Source organism: Mesorhizobium sp. Cs1299R1N1 (assembly GCF_037179655.1).
Classification (GTDB): Bacteria; Pseudomonadota; Alphaproteobacteria; order Rhizobiales; family Rhizobiaceae; genus Mesorhizobium; species Mesorhizobium salmacidum.
Map to the genome: position 1 here is coordinate 79,212 of NZ_JAPYKR010000014.1, position 16,938 is coordinate 96,149.

Below are 16,938 nucleotides of genomic sequence, written 5' to 3' on the forward strand. Positions count from 1 at the left end.
ATTCTTCCCCCAAAAACAGGGAGACGACCATGAGCTTGCAACTGACAGGAATTCACCATCTGACAGCCATCACCGCCAATGCGCCCGGCAATCTTCATTTCTACACGAAGGTGCTGGGGCTGCGGCTGGTCAAGAAGACGGTGAACCAGGACGATACCTCGGCCTACCATCTCTTTTATGCCGACGGCGAGGCAACGCCGGGTACCGACCTCACCTTCTTCGACTGGCCGGTCGGCCGCGAACGGCGTGGCACGCACAGCATCGCGCGGACCAGTCTCAGGGTCGGCAGCCGGGAGAGCCTTGCCTGGTGGAAGCAGCACCTTGCCAGCGAAGGCATCGCTACAGGAGAGGTTGCCGATATCGGCGGTTACCCCAGCCTGGATTTCGAGGACCCCGAAGGCCAGCGCCTGCGGCTCGTCAACGATGACGGCGAGGGCGGCAGCCATCCCTGGCTGCAAAGCCCGGTGCCGGCGGAGCATCAGATCCGTGGGCTCGGGCCGATCGTGATCAGTGTCCCCGACATCACCAACACCGAGGCGGTGCTGACCGAGGTGATGAACATGCGCAAGGCGCGTGATTATGCCTCGCCGGATGGCGAGGGCCAGGTCCACGTCTTCGAGATGGGCGCGGGCGGGCCGGCGGCGGAGCTTCATGTGGCCGTGCAGCCTGGCCTGGCGCCCGCAAGGCAAGGCGCCGGTGCGGTTCACCACGTCGCCTTCAGGGCGCCGGACCAGGAGACGTTGCATCAATGGACAGCGCGCCTGGCCGAATTCCGGCTGCCGTCGAGCGGCGAAGTTGAGCGCTACTACTTCCGCTCGCTCTATTTCCGCGAGCCGAACGGCATCCTGTTCGAGATCGCCACCGACGGGCCGGGGTTCACCGCCGATGAGCCGCTGGAGACGCTCGGCGAAAGCCTTGCCCTGCCGCCGTTCCTGGAGGCAAAACGCGCCTCGATCGAGGCCGGCCTCAAGCCGCTGAAATAGATCGCTGCGCGGTCAAGGCGGGCGCCGCGTTCCGGTTCGGGATCGCGGCGCCTTTTCTCTTTCACGGAGACAGAACGAACCGCTTTGACAGGTGTCAGCGTTGCTGGTCAAAGGCTACATGACGAAACTCCTCGCCCTTGTCATTGTCGGGTTCATGGTGATTCAGATCATCAAGCCGCTCGGTTGGCCCGGGCTCAGGCGTCGCGGCGATTTCTGGAAATTGGCATTGCTCGCCATGGCGGCAATTTCGCTGGCGGCCGTGCTCGGGCATTTGACATAGGCCCTCGCGACACCTGCCGTCGGCTTCAGTCCGCAAGCACTGGGCCGACGAGATGTTCCGCCCACGCCCGGTAACCGGCCTCCGAGGCATGAAACCCGTCGGAGGCAAAGCCGGCCTCGGGATTGGTGATCGGCAGGCGCGGCGCCGGCACCGCGCCGCGTTCCAGGCAGAGGCGTTCGCCCATCCGGTTCATCGCGGTGGCGCGGATCTCGAGGATCTTGCCGAGCAGCGCCGGCATGGCCGGCGCACGCGTGAACTCCAGCACCGGCGACCATACCACGCGTGCTTCGGGCCATTTGGCGCGCAATGCATAGAGCAGGCCGCCGAACTCTCTCTTGAAACGCGGTACGGAATGAAAATTCTTGGTGTCGTTGGTGCCGATGGCAAGCACGATATGCGTCCACGCATCGGCCGACAGATTGGGCAGGACGTGGTCGCGGATCTGGCCCGACGTCGCCGAATTGAAGCCGGCGGCACGCCAGCGCACAGCGCTGCCGGTGCGCTGCGCAAGCATGACGGCAAGCTGCGCGGCAAGGCCGTTTTCGGAATTGCCGATGCCAACCGACGCGGCGGAGGAATCACCCAGCACCAGCAGCGAGATCGCCGGCTCGTTGCCGGCGAGATCGTGCATGACCGGTCCTTGCGCCGGCAGCATGCGCGAGGTGCGGCGGCGCACGCCCAACCCCTGCCAGACATAGACAGGGAAGGCGAGCCAGGTGAGGATGGTCGGAAAACCCATGGCAATACCGTGCAACAATCCGTGGCAGCCTTAGCGCATGTTTTGGCCGGCGTGAACGGATCCCTGCTTCATCGGCCGATGCCCTGGAGCGGCTCAGCGATTGGTAGAATCGCTGAACCGCTCTAACTCTTTGTTTTCACGCAATTCCGCAAGGGAAAGCGCTACGCGCTTTTCCCTACGCGCTTGCTTAGGGGCAGGCGTCGTCCTGCCGCGACCTGTTCCCATAGTTGTCGTGCAACCGCACCCAATCCATCGAAGTCCCATAAGGACCAGTCTCGCCGCGGCCTTTCGGCGCCATGTCGAGATATTGATAAGCGCCGATGAACTGCTCGCTGCCACGGGCGCGCGACATGAAGGTCAGAAAGATGTCGCCGGCTTCCTCCTTGTAGAAGACAGTGGTGCCGGGCAGGTCCTTCGACGTCGACACAGGTGTTTCGAAATTGTAGACGGCTTCGCCGGAGGCGATCTGCCTGTCGGTGAAAGAGACCTGCATGTCGAAGTTGAAGTCCGAGGCGTAAGAGGACACCCAGTCGAACTTCCAGCCCATGCGCTGCTTGTAAGGCAGCAGCTCGGCGAGCGGCGCGCGCGCGATCACGACAAGCGACACGTCATGATGCCTGAGATGTTGGTTGGCGCCGTCGATGTGATCGGCGACGAAGGCACAGCTCTCGCAGTGATGCGTTGAGCCTGGCGCGAACACGAAGTGGTAGACGATCAACTGGCTGCGGCCGGCGAAGAGATCGGCCAGTTTCTTCGGTCCCTGTCCCGTCTCGAAGACATAATCCTTCCGCACCTTCAGCCAAGGTAGCTTCCGCCGCTCGGCCGCAATGCGTTCGCGAAGCCGCGTCAGTTCCTTCTCGCGGGCCAGATGTGCCTTATGAGCCTCGAACCATTCTTCGCGCGAAACGACCTTGTTGCGATGCATGAACTTCTCCCTGTCTGCACCCCAAGGACGTACGGGATGGGCGCAAGCCGACATCGCCGCTGCCAGGAACGCCCAGAGGAAATAAGAATGCGAATGCCTTGCCCCAAGGGCCGGTGCGACAAAACGAAAAACCCGGGCATGTCGGCCCGGGTTTGACGGGAAGGGACAGCAGTGGGTCTTCAGGCAGCCTGTTCCAGGCTCGCCTTCCATTTACCGAGTGCCGCCAGGTGGTTCATGTGGGCGCGGTGGGTGAAGGCGGCCTGGCCGGCGGCGACGTTCGAGGCCTTGCCGCTCCAGGCCTTCTGCGGGGCGGCCTGCAGCGCGCGGCCGTAGGAGAAGGTCAGCTTCCACGGATGCGGGCCGATGGCATTGATGGCATTGAGGTTGGCGGTCGCCTCCTCGTCCTCCTGGCCGCCGGAAAGGAAGGCGATGCCCGGCACCGCCGCCGGCACCGTCTCGCGAAACAGTTTTATGGTCTTTGCCGCGACTTCCTCGGGGCTGTCCACCGTGCCCGACGTTTTGCCAGAGAGCACCATGTTGGGCTTCAGGATCGTACCTTCGAGCACGACACGGGCGGCATAAAGCTCGTCATAGAGCTTCGTCAGCGTGGCCTTGGAAACCTCGTAGCATGTGCCGATGTCGTGGGCGCCGTCCATCAGCACTTCAGGCTCGACGATCGGCACGATGCCGGCTTCCTGGCAAAGGGCGGCATAGCGGGCGAGCGCATGGGTGTTCGCGCCGATCGAGGTGGCCGAGGGCACGCCCCTGGTCGTGTCGATGTCGATCACCGCGCGCCATTTGGCGAAGCGGGCGCCGAGCTTGTAATAGTCGGCCAGGCGCTCTCGCAACCCGTCGAGGCCCTCGGTGATGGTGTCGCCGGGAAAGCCAGTCAGCGGCTTGGCGCCGGCATCGACCTTGATGCCGGGAATGGCACCTGATGCCTTGATGATGTCGACCAGCGGCGTCCCGTCGGCGGCTTTCTGGCGGATGGTCTCGTCATAGAGGATGACGCCGGAAATGTACCTGGTCATCGCGTCCTTGGTGCGGAACATCATCTCGCGATAGTCGCGACGGCTGTCGGCGGTCGATTCGACGCCGATGACGTCGAAGCGCTTCTTGATGGTGCCTGAGCTTTCATCGGCGGCCAGCAGGCCCTTGCCGTTGGCCACGATCGCGGCGGCAATGTCTTCGAGACGTTCGCTCATCATGCTTCTCCTGAACCGGTTGATCTGCGCCTAGCAGAACATTACCGCCAAAGGAATGACGCCGGAAAGCTCGAATCGATTGAAAGTCGCCGGCGCCGCCGCCGGCTCTCCTCGAGTTGATCGGATTGTTGGCGAGCCGCCGAACGCCTCAGCGCTTGAGCACGTCGACGCCGGGCAACGGCTTGCCTTCCATCCACTCCAGGAAGGCGCCGCCGGCGGTCGAGACATAAGTGAAGTCGTCGGCGACACCGGCATGGTTGAGCGCCGCCACCGTATCGCCGCCGCCGGCGACCGAAACCAGCTTGCCGGCCTTTGTACGCGCGGCCGCATGCCTGGCCGCCGCCACCGTGGCGTGATCGAACGGCTCGATCTCGAAGGCGCCGAGCGGACCGTTCCAGACCAGCGTCGCCGCGCGATCGATCCACTCGCCGATGGTCGTGACGGTCTTGGCGCCGACATCGAGGATCATGCCGTCGGCTGCCACGTCTGAGATGGCGACGGTTTCGCAGGCGGCACCCGCCTTGAATTCCTTGGCGACGACGCCGTCGACCGGCAGGATGATGGCGCAGCCGGCTTCGGCGGCCTCGATCATGATCTGCTTGGCGGTCGGGGCCAGGTCATGCTCGCACAGCGACTTGCCGACATCGGTGCCGCGCGCGGCGAGGAAGGTGTTGGCCATGCCGCCGCCGATGACCAGCGCGTCGACTTTCTTCACCACGTTCATCAACAGGTCGATCTTGGTCGAGACCTTGGCGCCGCCGACGATGGCGACAACCGGACGCACCGGGTTGCCCAGTCCTTTCTCCAGCGCCTCAAGCTCGGCCTGCATGGTGCGGCCGGCGAAGGAGGGCAACAGGTGTGCCAGCCCTTCAGTCGAGGCATGGGCGCGGTGGGCGGCGGAAAAGGCATCGTTGACGAAGATGTCGCCATTGGCGGCGAGCCGTTCGGCAAAGGCGGGATCGTTCTTCTCCTCGGCCTTGTAGAAGCGGGTGTTTTCGAGCAGCAGGACGTCGCCCTTGTCCATGGCGGCGACAGCGCTTCCCGCCGTGTCGCCGACGCAATCGCTGGCGAAGCCGACGGGGCGGCCGAGCACCTGCGCGGTCGCCCTGGCGATCGGCTCCAGCGAGAATTCGGGTGAGGGACCATCCTTGGGCCGGCCGAAATGGGCGAGCAGGATGACCTTGGCGCCCTTGCCGGACAATTCGGCGATGGTCGGCGCGATGCGCTCGATGCGGGTGGCGTCGGTGACCTTGCCGTCGGCGACGGGAACGTTGAGGTCGACGCGCACCAGCACGCGCTTGCCGCTGATGTTGCCGATATCGTCCAGTGTCTTGAAGGCAGCCATGCCGGTCCCTTTCGTCTGAAAATCGCCGGGACCATACCCCGCATCGGCGGCGATGCAAGGCTTTGGCCGGGGTCGGATGCGAAATTTTGAGACGGGCGCGGACATAGTCGGTGAAGACCGCCCGCCGTATGTCGGGCGGTGCGAACGGTCTGCCGTATCAGCTTTCGGCCGATGCCTTCTCGATCGGCGGCTCGGGGGCGTCATCCGCCCGTGCCGCCACCTGCGCCTCAGCCGGCTTGCGCCAGTCGCGGATAAAGGCGATGAGACGGTCGCCGATCTCACCGGCGCTGAGGAAGACAGGTACGCGCGCCACCGGCGCGGTCGGCTCGAAAGACAGGCCGAGACCGGTGATTTTGCCCTTGTCGTCGACGTCGCGCACGATCAGTTCGATCGGACCGAGCAGCACGCGGTCGGCATATTCGGCATGGCCGCCGAGCCGCGCCGTGACCAACGCACCGACGGTTTGCTTCTGCTCGGCCTCGGTGAGACCGGGCGCATAGGCGGCTTCCAGTTCGGCCGCGGAACGCGCCGGATCGACGGCGAAGGCACCGAAGAAATCGGCATCCTCCGGATCGACCACGGCGCGGCTGGCGAACAGCTTGTCGAGCAAGCGCGGATAGCGGTCGGGCACGAAGATGTAGACCTGATCGCCGGCGGCGAGCCGGCCCATGTCCTGGAAACGCATCGAGCGACCGTCACGCAGCACCAGCGAGGGCCGCGCCCAGCGCGGGATGCGCTCGCCGCGCGCCACCGGACTGCCCGGCGCCACACGATAGGCAAGGAGCTCGTGATGCGCGGAGCCGGGCAGTTCCAGCTCGACCTTGTCCAGCGGTCCGAGCCGCGCCGGCACGATCAGGCCCAGGCGACGCGCCAGTGGGCCGACGGTCCAGCCCTGGATGACCAGCGACACCAGAACAATGATGAAGGCGGCGTTGAAGATGGTGCGGCCGTTCTCCAGCCCGCCGAGCAGCGGTGTAATGGCGAGCAGGATAGATACGGCGCCGCGCAGGCCGACCCAGGAGACGAAGGCGACTTCGGGACGCGGCAGGCGGAACGGGACCAGGCAGAGCCAGACCGCGACAGGGCGGGCGACGAACATCAGGAACAGGCCAAGCAGCACCGCAGGCACCATGATCGCCGGAAATTGCGAGGGCGTGGCGAAGAGGCCGAGGATCAGGAACATGATGATCTGCGCCAGCCACGACATGCCGTCCTGGAAGCGCTTCAGGATGGTGACGGCGCGGATGTCGGAGTTGCCGGCAATCAGGCCTGCGATATACACCGCCAGGAAGCCCGATCCGCCGATCGCGCCGGCGGCTGCGAAGACCATCAGCGACAGGGTCAGCACGAAGATCGGCAACAGGCCATGGTCGAGGTTGAGCCGGTCGACCAGGCGTACGATGGCGAGGCCGCCAAGCACGCCGACGATGGCGCCGAGGCCCATGTTGACGAGGAAGCCGAGCATCAGATTGGTGACCAGGACGTTGGCTTCGGGATTGGCGTGGGCGGCTATGATCTCGACCAGTGTGATGGTCAGGAAGATGGCGATCGGATCATTGGTGCCGGATTCCACCTCGAGCGTGGAGCGCACGCGCTCGCGCAGGTTGATCTCGCCGGCGCGCAGCAGGAAGAACACCGCCGCCGCATCGGTCGAGGCGACGGCGGCGCCGAGCAGGAAGGATTCCAGCCAGCTGAGGTCGAGCAGATAATAGGCGGCGGCGCCGAACAGGCCGGTGGTGAGAAGCACGCCGAAGGTCGCCAGCGACAGGGCAGGTCCCGCCGCCTGTCGCAAAGCGTTGAGCGGCGTGCCGAAACCGGAATCGAACAGGATGACGGCGAGCGCCAGTGAGCCGGCAAAATAGGCGACGCGGGCGTTGTCGAATTGGATGCCGAGGCCGTCGGTTCCGGTGGCGAGCCCGATGCACAGAAACAGGAGCAGGAGCGGGGCGCCGAAGCGGAAGGCGATCAGGCTCGAAAACGCGGCGGCGACAACAAGCGCCGTGCCGACCAGCGTGACGAGATAGATCGCATGCTCCATCCGTGATTTGCCCCTCGAATTCCTCTGCTTGCTGGCTTTACGGCAGAGTGGGGCGAAGGCGTGACCAGCACAAGGCGGGAGGGTGGTTTTTTGCCCCGCGCCGCTGATTTTCGCGTTGCTGCTCCGGCAAACGAAAACGCCCGGACGAAGCCGGGCGTTTCGAGTGTCGAGAAGACGGATCTTCGATCAGGCGATGGTCTTGCCGAAAGCGACGGCGGTATCGCCCATGCGGTTGGAAAAGCCCCATTCATTGTCGTACCACGACAGCACCGAAACGAAGTTGCCGTCCATCACCTTGGTCTGGTCGAGCGCCATGATCGAGGAGCGCGGATCGTGGTTGAAGTCGATCGACACGTTCGGGTGATGGGTGACGCCGAGGATGCCCTTCAGCCTGCCGTTGGAGGCGGCGATCACCGCCTCGTTGATTTCCTGCACCGAGGTCGACCGCTTGGCGATGAACTTGAAGTCGACGACCGACACATTCGGCGTCGGCACGCGGATCGAGATGCCGTCGAGCTTGCCCTTGAGGTCGGGCAGGACGAGGCCGATGGCCTTGGCGGCACCGGTCGAGGTCGGGATCTGCGACAGGGCGGCGGCGCGGGCGCGGTAGAGATCCTTGTGCATGGTGTCCAGCGTCGGCTGGTCGCCAGTGTAGGAATGGATCGTCGTCATCATGCCCTTTTCGATGCCGACCGTCTCGTGCAGGACGGCCGCGAGCGGCGCCAGGCAGTTGGTGGTGCAGGACGCATTCGAGATGACGATGTGGTCCTTGGTCAGCTTGTCGTGGTTGATGCCGTAGACGACGGTCAAGTCAGCGCCGTCGGCAGGTGCCGAGACCAGCACGCGCTTGGCGCCGGCGGTCAGGTGCGCGGCGGCCTTGTCGCGGGCGGTGAAGATGCCGGTGCATTCGAGCGCGATGTCGACGCCGAGTTCCTTCCATGGCAACTGCGTCGGATCCTTGATCGCCGTGACCTTGAACTTCTCCTTGCCAACGGTGATCTGGTCGCCGTCGACCGACACTTCATGCGGGAAACGGCCGTGCACGCTGTCAAAGCGCAGCAGGTGGGCGTTGGTCTCGACCGGGCCGAGATCGTTGACGGCGACGACATCGATGTCCCCGCGGCCGGACTCATGGATGGCGCGCAGGATGTTGCGGCCGATGCGGCCAAACCCGTTGATGGCAACTCTGACGGTCATTGTTCTCTCCCTGGGAGCTGGAAGGCAGACGATTGGTCCGCAGCTTCATAGCGGCGGACGGGCGAAGAATCCAGCCGCAGCGGGCCGGATTTAAATCGATTAGGTTAGGCCAGTTCGGCAAAACCGCTTTTCACGCGATCTCGCCGGACCCCCAAAGTCATTTACCGTGCAAGCGAGCTTCCGCTGCCTTGGCGGCCGCCTCGGCGGTGATACCGAAATGCGGATAGAGCTGCTCGATGGTGCCCGAGGCGCCGAACCCGGTCATGCCGATGAAGATGCCATCGGAGCCGATAAGATGATCCCAGCCCTGGCGGATGCCGGCCTCGATCGCCATCTTGATCGGCGCGTCGCCGATCGTCTTCTTGCGATAGGCGTCGCTCTGCTTATCGAACAGTTCGAAGCAAGGCACCGAGACGACACGGGTCGGGTGGCCATGCTTTTCCAGAAGGTCGCGGGCGCCGAGCGCGATCTCGACCTCGGAACCGGTGGCGAAGATCGTCACCGCGGCTTCACCGCTGGCGGCGGCGAGTTCATAGGCGCCCAGGCTGCTCAGGTTGTTTTCGGTGAACTCGGTGCGCACGGTCGGCAGGTTCTGACGGGTCAGCGCCAGCGTCGACGGCGTCTTTTCGGATTCGAGCGCGATCTGCCAGCATTCGGCGGTCTCCACGGCGTCGGCCGGACGGAACACATTGTGATTGGGAATGGCGCGCAGGGCCGCCATGTGCTCGACAGGCTGGTGGGTCGGGCCGTCTTCGCCCAGACCAATGGAATCATGGGTCATGACGAAGATCGAGCGGATGCCCATCAGCGAGGCAAGCCGCATCGACGGACGGGCATAATCGGAGAAACACAGAAAGGTGCCGCCATAGGCGATGAGACCGCCATGCAGCGTCAACCCATTGATGGCCGCGGCCATGCCATGCTCGCGAACGCCGTGGTGAACGTAGCGCTGGCCGTAATCGTCCGGCGTGATGTTCTTGGTCTGGCTGGTCTTGGTGTTGTTGGAGCCAGTCAGATCGGCCGAGCCGCCGATGGTCTCGGGTACCACGCCGTTGATGACTTCCAGCGCCATTTCGGACGATTTGCGGGTGGCGACCTTCGGCTTGTCGGCCGTAAGCTTCTTCTTGTAGTCGGCGATCACGGCGTCGAAATTCGCCGGCAGCTTGCCCGCGGTGCGGCGCTCGAACTCGGCCTTCAGCTTCGGATCGGCCTTGGCGAGGCGGCCTTCCCAGTCGGTACGCGGTTTTGCGCCGGCCTTGCCGGCGGTGCGCCAGGCGTCGAGGATGTCGGCTGGAATCTCGAAGGGCGGCGAGTCCCAGTTGAAGAACTTGCGCGCGCCGGCGATCTCGTCGGCGCCCAGCGGCGAGCCATGCGCCTTGTTGGTGCCGGCCTTGGTCGGAGCGCCGAAGCCGATGGTCGTCTTGCAGGCGATCATCGTCGGCTTGTCGGAGTGACGGGCGGCCTCGATAGCGTAGGCGATCGCTTCCGGATCGGTGCCGTCGATATGGCTGGCATTCCAGCCGGATGCCTGGAAGCGGGCAACCTGGTCGGTGTTGTCGGCGAGCGAGACCGGGCCGTCGATCGAGATGTTGTTGTTGTCCCAGAAGACGATCAGCTTGTTGAGCTTGAGGTGGCCAGCAAGCGCGATGGCTTCCTGGGAAACACCTTCCATCAGGCAGCCGTCGCCGGCCAGCACATAGGTGTAGTGGTTGACGAGGTCGTTGCCGAAGGCGGCGTTCATGATGCGCTCACCAAGCGCGAAGCCGACCGAATTGGCGAGGCCCTGGCCGAGCGGACCGGTCGTGGTCTCGATGCCGGTGGCATGGCCGTATTCGGGATGGCCCGCTGTCTTCGAGCCCAGCTGGCGGAAGTGCTTGATCTGGTCGATGGTCATGTCTTCGTAACCGGTCAGATGCAGCAACGAGTAGAGCAGCATCGAGCCATGGCCCGCCGACAGGATGAAGCGGTCGCGGTCGGCCCAGTGCGGGGCCTTGGGATCGTATTTCAGGAAGCGGGTGAACAGCACCGTGGCGATGTCGGCGCAGCCCATGGGCAGGCCAGGATGGCCGGAATTCGCCTTCTCGACGGCGTCCATGGAGAGAAAACGGATCGCATTGGCCATCCGGTCATGTTGTTCACGCGACGTCATGGTACCTCCAGGGTGGGGGTTTGGGGGCTTGGGAGAGCCCTTGAAAAGGGTGCGCGACACATAGCAGGCGCGGGCTTTTAGTCAACAAATCGGGTGCACATTTGCCGGTCTTGTGATGTCGCAGGCGGGCCTACTTTAGCGTTAGCGGGGGACAGTCGCGAGAGCTTTGTTGACGTTGCCTTCACCCGGTGCCTAATGTTTCAGACATAACGCGTTCTGAACGCGAACGATTCGGTGATGGGCAGGGCACAGGACGAAGGCCATGACCGGGGAAACCACGCTCAAGGAAGTAATCGCCAGGCTGAGCAAGGCCATCGAGGGGCTGGAAAACGCCGTCGCGGCCAAGCTCGAGCACGAACGCGACTATTCGGAAGCCGAGGCAGAAGTGCAGCGGATGAATGCCGATCGCTCGCGGCTGGCGCAGGAGCTCGACAATTCCGAAGCGCGCGCCGAACGGCTGGAAGACGCCAACAAGGAAGTCTCGCGACGGCTGGTGACCGCGATGGAAACCATCCGCGCCGTGTTGGACAGATAGGAGCTGGCCCGATGGCACAGGTCACGGTTTCAATCGACGGCAAGCAGTACCGCATGGCCTGCGACGAGGGCCAGGAAGAGCATCTGATCGACCTCGCCGAACGCTTCGATCGTTATGTCTCGCATCTGAAGGATTCTTTTGGCGAGATCGGCGACCAGCGGCTGACCGTCATGGCCGGCATCATGGTGATGGACGAGCTTTCCGAACTGCAGAAGCGCGTCAAGGGCATGGAGAGCGAAGTGCTGACCTTGCGCAAGACGCGCGACGAGGCACTGACCAAGGCCGACAAGAGCGACAGCGTGCTGACCAACGCGCTCGGCGCCCTGGCGCAGCGCATGGAAGACCTGGCGACGTCGCTGGCGATCACCAAGGCCTGAGGCGGGCCTCGCCGATCCCTGGCGTTTGTCTCATGCCCAATGTCACGCCTTATTTTCGCCCCGATCCGCGGGCGCGAAAAAAATTTTTGCCCGTCGGGTGAATAGCCGTCATCTCCACCGTTTAATCAGTCACGTAGCGGTGCTAGGAATAGGTGCCGGCGCCGGCCGGCGATAGAATGCAGGCTAGATTTCATTAGGGGTAGGGATAGGTCATGAGTCTTCGTATCAACGACATCGCGCCGGACTTCACCGCCGAGACCACGCAAGGGACCATCAAGTTCCATGACTGGATCGGCGACGGTTGGGCGATCCTGTTCAGCCATCCGAAGAATTTCACGCCGGTCTGCACGACCGAGCTTGGCACGATGGCGGGGCTCGAGGGCGAGTTCAAGAAGCGCAACGTCAAGATCATCGGCATTTCGGTCGACCCGGTCGAAAGCCACGGCAAATGGCAGGACGACATCAAGACGGCGACCGGCCATTCGGTGCATTACCCGCTGATCGGCGACAAGGACCTCAAGGTCGCCAAGCTCTACGACATGCTGCCAGGCGGCGCCGGAGAAACCTCGGAAGGCCGCACGCCCGCCGACAACGCCACCGTGCGCTCGGTCTACGTCATCGGACCGGACAAGAAGATCAAGCTGGTGCTGACCTATCCGATGACGACGGGGCGCAACTTCGACGAGATCCTGCGTGCGGTCGATTCCATGCAGCTCACCGCCAAGCACCAAGTGGCGACGCCGGCGAACTGGAAGCAGGGCGAGGACGTCATCATCACGGCCGCCGTTTCCAACGAGGATGCGATCAAGCGCTTCGGCGCCTACGAGACCATCCTGCCCTATCTCAGGAAGACCAAACAGCCTTCCGCCTGAAGCCGGCGCATCGGAACAGTTTTTGGTTTTTCCGCTCCTGCGAGCCAAGTCATGCTTGACTGGCTCGACGGGGCGGACAACCATGCTTGCGGCGGGTTCCGGCGGAGAAAATCGTTCCTGCCGGCTGTGAGCGATGGAGCCGGAAGTGGATGTAGCTTTGGCCAGACCTTTGGTCAGCGGCTTCTATGACAAGCCGACCGGAGCCATCCAGTATGTCGTCGCGGACCCGACGACGAAGCGCTGCGCCATCATCGATCCGATCCTGGATTTCGACGAGAAATCCGGCGCAACGGGTACGAGGAGCGCGGATGCGCTGCTCGCTTTCATCGGGGAAAATGGGCTGGAGCTCGAGTGGATCCTCGACACCCATCCCCACGCCGACCATTTCTCGGCTGCGCACTATCTGAAACAGAAGACCGAAGCGCCGATGGCGATCGGCGACAGGATCGTCGACGTCCAGGCACTATGGAAGGTCATCTACAACTGGCCCGATTTTCCCGCCGACGGTTCGCAGTGGGACAGGCTGTTTGCCGAAGGCGAGACGTTTCGGATCGGAACCCTTCCAGTCAAGGTGCTGTTCTCACCCGGACATACGCTGGCCTCGATCACCTATGTGCTCGGTGACGCCGCCTTCGTGCATGACACGCTGTTCATGCCCGACAGCGGCACGGCAAGGACGGATTTTCCCGGCGGCAGCGCCGCGCGGCTCTGGCGTTCGATCCAGGACATCCTGGCCTTGCCGGAGGAAACCCGGCTGTTCGTCGGCCATGATTACCAGGCCGGCGGGCGCGAGCCGATGTGGGAAAGCACGGTCGGGGCGCAAAACGCGACCAACATCCATCTTGTCGCTGCCCGCAGCGAGGCTGAGTTCGTCGCCCTGCGCGAGGCGCGCGACCGCACATTGCCGATGCCGCGGCTGATCCTGCATGCGCTGCAGGTCAACATGAATGGCGGACGGCTGCCGGAGCCGGAAGCCAATGGCCGGCGGTACCTCAAGTTTCCGCTTGATGGGCTTTGAGGGTACGCTCCGGCTTCTTGTATACAAAAAGGGCGGCGCCAGTTTCCTGACGCCGCCCTCTATTTCGTAATCGGTCCCGGCTTTAAGCCGCCGGCTGTGCCTCGATGGTGCGCAGCGCCTGCATCTGGCGCTTGGCGGCGGCCTTGACGGCATCCTGCACCTTCTCGAAGGCGCGCACCTCGATCTGGCGCACGCGCTCGCGGCTGATGTCGAACTCGGCCGAAAGCTCTTCCAGGGTGAGCGGCTCCTCGGCGAGGCGACGCGCCTCGAAGATGCGCCGCTCGCGATCGTTAAGCACGGCCAGAGCGCCCGACAGCATGCCGCGCCGGTTTTCCAGTTCGTCCTGCTCGATCAGCATCTCTTCCTGGCTTTCGTGGTCGTCGACCAGCCAGTCCTGCCATTCGCCGGACTCGCCTTCCGTCGCCCGGATCGGCGCGTTGAGCGACGCGTCGCCGGACAGGCGGCGGTTCATCGACACCACTTCGGCCTCGGAAACGTTCAGCCGCGTGGCGATTTCGGCGATCTGGTCGGGCTTGAGATCGCCGTCGTCCAGCGCCTGAATCTTGCCCTTCACCTTGCGGAGATTGAAGAACAGGCGCTTCTGGTTGGCGGTCGTGCCCATCTTGACCAGGCTCCACGAGCGCAGGATGTATTCCTGGATCGAGGCCTTGATCCACCACATGGCGTAGGTCGCGAGGCGGAAACCGCGCTCGGGTTCGAATTTCTTGACGGCCTGCATCAGGCCGACATTGCCTTCCGAGATCACCTCGCCGATCGGCAAGCCGTAGCCGCGATAGCCCATGGCGATCTTGGCGACGAGCCTCAAATGGCTGGTGACGAGCTTATGCGCGGCCGTGGTGTCTTCATGCTCGGCATAACGCTTGGCGAGCATGTACTCTTCCTGCGGCTGAAGCATGGGAAAGCGGCGGATTTCTTCCAGATAGCGGCTGAGGCCGCCTTCGCCGGAAACGATACTGGGTAATGACTGGGCCATGATAGCGCCCCCTCTCTATTGGAGTAATGCCCCCGAAACGCGGCGGGCATGTGACGCGAGCACCAAAAGGCTCGCCCGCGACATCAGATCTTATACAGGAACAAAACCAGAAAAGACAGGCATTTGTTCAACACGAAACAGTGTGTCACGCTGAAGTGAACAATGACAGTCAGGTTTTTTGATGGTTGGTTCAGAGTTTGCGGAAGCCGTCGACGAGTTCCTCCATATCCTCCGGTATCGGCGCCTCGAACCTCATCGTTAGATGGGTAGTGGGGTGCCGAAATGCAAGGAGCCAGGCATGCAAAGCTTGCCGGGAAAATGTCTTGACCTGAGTTTTCAGGGGCTCCGGCAGCCGATTGGCCTTGGTGCGGAATGCCAAGCCGTAATCGGGATCGCCGATAACGGGATGGCCGATATGGGCCATGTGGACGCGGATCTGGTGGGTGCGGCCGGTTTCCAGCCGGCATTCCACGAGGCTCGCGGTGGCGAATTCCCGCTGGCCCTCGCCGAAGCGCTCTTGCACGGCAAAGCGGGTGACGGCGTGGCGCGCGTCGTCGCGGCCTTCCGGCACGACGGCGCGGCGCACCCGGTCGGCGGCGCGGCCAAGCGGCGCATCGATCGTGCCGGTCGGCCTTTGCGGTGTGCCCCAGACCAAAGCCAGGTAGGCGCGTTCGAGGTCGCCGGTCAGGCCGTGGTCGGCGAAGGCTTCCGATAGCGACTTGTGGGCGCGGTCGGTCTTGGCGACCACCATGACGCCGCTGGTCTCCTTGTCGAGGCGGTGGACGATGCCCGGGCGACGCACCCCGCCAATGCCCGACAGGCTGTCGCCGCAATGGTGGATGAGCGCATTGACCAGCGTGCCGGTCCAGTTGCCGGCGCCGGGGTGTACGACAAGCCCCGCCGGCTTGTTGATGACGATCAACTCGTTGTCTTCGTAGAGCACGTCGAGCGCGATGTTCTCGCCCTGCGGCAGCGCCGGTTCCGGTTCCGGCATGGCGACCGACACATTTTCTCCAGCGCTCATCTTGCGCTTGGTTTCGTTGACCGGCTTGCCGTCGATGACGACGCCGCCTTGCCTGATCAGCATCTGCACGCGACTGCGTGACATGTCCGGGCCAAGCGCTGCCGCCAGCCACTGGTCGAGGCGTTGGCCGGCCGCATCCGCGCCGGCGACCAGCAAGGTGGGCGCGGCCTCTATCAATTCAGGGGCCTCTTCGCTATGAGCGCTCATCGAAAAACCATTCCGGAATATTTGCCATGGCCCGGCCCGATGCCGATGAAGAGCAGGAAAAGCCGCTTGACCCCGCGGTCGACAAGCTGCGCGGCAGGCTCATCCGCTTCATGGCCATCAATCTCGGCCTGCTCCTTCTGGCTCTTATGGTGGTGATCGCGGCGATTGTCTACAAATCACGCAAGGCAACGCCGGTGAGCCCGCCGCTGGCCGGCGACGTCCAGGTGCCCGCCGGCGAACCGCTCAGCGGGGACATCGTGCTGCCGGTAGGCTCCCGGGTGGTCGGTCAGTCACTGTCGGGCAGCCGCCTTTCCATCGACGCCGAGCTTGCCGACGGCAGCCGTGCGATCTTCGTCTATGATATCTCCGAGCGCCGCCTGATCGGCCGTTTTGCAATCCGCAACAAATAGGCAGGCGGCAATGCAGCAAACAAGTTTGCGGCGGACATGACCGGGTTTGCCGAACATCGCCGTGTCGCGACCGTGGCGCTGGTCGTCGCCGATTATGACGAGGCGATCGCCCGGTATGTCGAGCGGCTGGGTTTTACCCTGACCGAGGATGTCGATCTCGGCGGCGGCAAGCGCTGGGTGACCGTCGCGCCGGCCAACGGACAGGGTGCCAGGCTGCTGCTTGCCGAGGCGTCCGACGAGGCGCAGAGGAAAAGCATCGGCAACCAGACCGGCGGCCGGGTCTTCCTGTTCCTCGAAACCGACGATTTTGCCCGCGATCACGCCGCCATGCTGGACAAGGGCGTCGAATTCCGCGAGGCGCCGCGCTTCGAGCCCTACGGCACCGTGGCCGTTTTCGCCGATCTCAACGGCAATCTCTGGGACCTGATCGAGCCGAAACGCTAGCTTGTGGGCGGTTTTTCGTTCGATGCTGCAAAGCCGCCGAACCCCAGTTGCTTTTTCCCAGCCGCCAGCCTATATCGCCCCTTCTTGAACGCGCCCATCGTCTAGCGGTCAGGACACCGCCCTCTCACGGCGGGAACAGGGGTTCGATTCCCCTTGGGCGTACCAAGCAGCGGCCCGGTCGTTGCCCTCCAGACAA

At 63.8% G+C, this 16,938-nt stretch carries 17 protein-coding genes and 1 tRNA gene; 9 read left to right on the forward strand and 9 right to left on the reverse strand.

All coding sequences use genetic code 11. The features are described from left to right. Positions 1 to 29 precede the first annotated feature (29 nt). Positions 30 to 983, forward strand: a complete 954-nt coding sequence (locus O7A70_RS26920; RefSeq protein ID WP_337143066.1) for a ring-cleaving dioxygenase — start codon at positions 30 to 32, stop codon at positions 981 to 983. A 100-nt stretch (positions 984 to 1,083) separates the two neighbouring features. Next, entirely contained in the window at positions 1,084 to 1,263 is a 180-nt protein-coding gene (locus tag O7A70_RS26925) for a hypothetical protein (protein ID WP_210242231.1), read from the forward strand. Between the two features lie 25 nt (positions 1,264 to 1,288). On the opposite strand, the gene O7A70_RS26930 is transcribed toward O7A70_RS26925, so the two are convergent. The 7 genes from O7A70_RS26930 to tkt all read right to left on the reverse strand — a co-directional run bounded on the left by O7A70_RS26930 (position 1,289) and on the right by tkt (position 10,861). Beyond that, positions 1,289 to 2,002: an SGNH/GDSL hydrolase family protein gene (locus O7A70_RS26930; protein WP_337143067.1), complete on the reverse strand. Its 714-nt coding sequence runs from the start codon at positions 2,000 to 2,002 to the stop codon at positions 1,289 to 1,291. Positions 2,003 to 2,189: 187 nt separating this feature from the next. Beyond that, the gene (locus O7A70_RS26935) at positions 2,190 to 2,927 is read right to left on the reverse strand and encodes a DUF899 domain-containing protein (RefSeq protein ID WP_337143068.1); all 738 of its coding nucleotides are present in this window, start codon (positions 2,925 to 2,927) and stop codon (positions 2,190 to 2,192) included. Positions 2,928 to 3,106: 179 nt separating this feature from the next. Further along, complete coding sequence (locus O7A70_RS26940; protein WP_337143069.1) at positions 3,107 to 4,132, reverse strand: class I fructose-bisphosphate aldolase; 1,026 nt, start codon at positions 4,130 to 4,132, stop codon at positions 3,107 to 3,109. Positions 4,133 to 4,280: 148 nt separating this feature from the next. After that, a complete protein-coding gene (locus O7A70_RS26945; RefSeq protein ID WP_337143070.1) occupies positions 4,281 to 5,477 on the reverse strand; it encodes a phosphoglycerate kinase in 1,197 nt (398 codons plus the stop codon). Positions 5,478 to 5,634: 157 nt separating this feature from the next. After that, entirely contained in the window at positions 5,635 to 7,515 is a 1,881-nt protein-coding gene (locus tag O7A70_RS26950; protein WP_337143071.1) for a potassium/proton antiporter, read from the reverse strand. A 186-nt stretch (positions 7,516 to 7,701) separates the two neighbouring features. Further along, the gene (gene gap, locus O7A70_RS26955; RefSeq protein ID WP_337143072.1) at positions 7,702 to 8,712 is read right to left on the reverse strand and encodes a type I glyceraldehyde-3-phosphate dehydrogenase; all 1,011 of its coding nucleotides are present in this window, start codon (positions 8,710 to 8,712) and stop codon (positions 7,702 to 7,704) included. A gap of 157 nt (positions 8,713 to 8,869) precedes the next feature. After that, positions 8,870 to 10,861, reverse strand: coding sequence for a transketolase (gene tkt, locus O7A70_RS26960; protein WP_337143073.1), 1,992 nt, complete (start codon positions 10,859 to 10,861; stop codon positions 8,870 to 8,872). A gap of 262 nt (positions 10,862 to 11,123) precedes the next feature. Between tkt and O7A70_RS26965 the strand changes: the two genes are divergently transcribed. From O7A70_RS26965 to O7A70_RS26980, 4 genes are all read left to right on the forward strand, one after another. Further along, positions 11,124 to 11,396: a DUF4164 domain-containing protein gene (locus O7A70_RS26965; protein WP_015315371.1), complete on the forward strand. Its 273-nt coding sequence runs from the start codon at positions 11,124 to 11,126 to the stop codon at positions 11,394 to 11,396. A gap of 11 nt (positions 11,397 to 11,407) precedes the next feature. Continuing rightward, on the forward strand, positions 11,408 to 11,773 hold the full coding sequence (locus tag O7A70_RS26970; protein ID WP_027141889.1) for a cell division protein ZapA: 366 nt from the start codon (positions 11,408 to 11,410) through the stop codon (positions 11,771 to 11,773). 212 nt (positions 11,774 to 11,985) lie between these two features. Continuing rightward, the gene (locus O7A70_RS26975) at positions 11,986 to 12,645 is read left to right on the forward strand and encodes a peroxiredoxin (protein WP_140509714.1); all 660 of its coding nucleotides are present in this window, start codon (positions 11,986 to 11,988) and stop codon (positions 12,643 to 12,645) included. 133 nt (positions 12,646 to 12,778) lie between these two features. Next, positions 12,779 to 13,663 (forward strand): MBL fold metallo-hydrolase, encoded by an 885-nt coding sequence (locus tag O7A70_RS26980; RefSeq protein WP_337143074.1) that lies wholly within the window; start codon positions 12,779 to 12,781, stop codon positions 13,661 to 13,663. Positions 13,664 to 13,745: 82 nt separating this feature from the next. Here the strand turns inward: O7A70_RS26980 and rpoH are convergent, their stop codons facing one another. Next, positions 13,746 to 14,657 carry an RNA polymerase sigma factor RpoH gene (gene rpoH / locus O7A70_RS26985; protein ID WP_015315375.1) on the reverse strand — a complete coding sequence of 304 codons (912 nt, stop codon included), beginning with the start codon at positions 14,655 to 14,657 and terminating at the stop codon, positions 13,746 to 13,748. Between the two features lie 190 nt (positions 14,658 to 14,847). After that, positions 14,848 to 15,888 (reverse strand): RluA family pseudouridine synthase, encoded by a 1,041-nt coding sequence (locus tag O7A70_RS26990; protein ID WP_337143075.1) that lies wholly within the window; start codon positions 15,886 to 15,888, stop codon positions 14,848 to 14,850. 26 nt (positions 15,889 to 15,914) lie between these two features. Here O7A70_RS26990 and O7A70_RS26995 point away from each other — a divergent pair, with 26 nt between their 5' ends. The 3 genes from O7A70_RS26995 (at position 15,915) to O7A70_RS27005 (ending at position 16,907) form a co-directional block, all read left to right on the forward strand. Next, positions 15,915 to 16,298: a fimbrial protein gene (locus O7A70_RS26995; RefSeq protein WP_337129484.1), complete on the forward strand. Its 384-nt coding sequence runs from the start codon at positions 15,915 to 15,917 to the stop codon at positions 16,296 to 16,298. A 36-nt stretch (positions 16,299 to 16,334) separates the two neighbouring features. Next, a complete protein-coding gene (locus tag O7A70_RS27000) occupies positions 16,335 to 16,742 on the forward strand; it encodes a VOC family protein (protein WP_337143076.1) in 408 nt (135 codons plus the stop codon). A 90-nt stretch (positions 16,743 to 16,832) separates the two neighbouring features. Then, positions 16,833 to 16,907 (forward strand) — tRNA-Glu (locus O7A70_RS27005). The last annotated feature ends 31 nt before the right edge of the window (positions 16,908 to 16,938 follow it).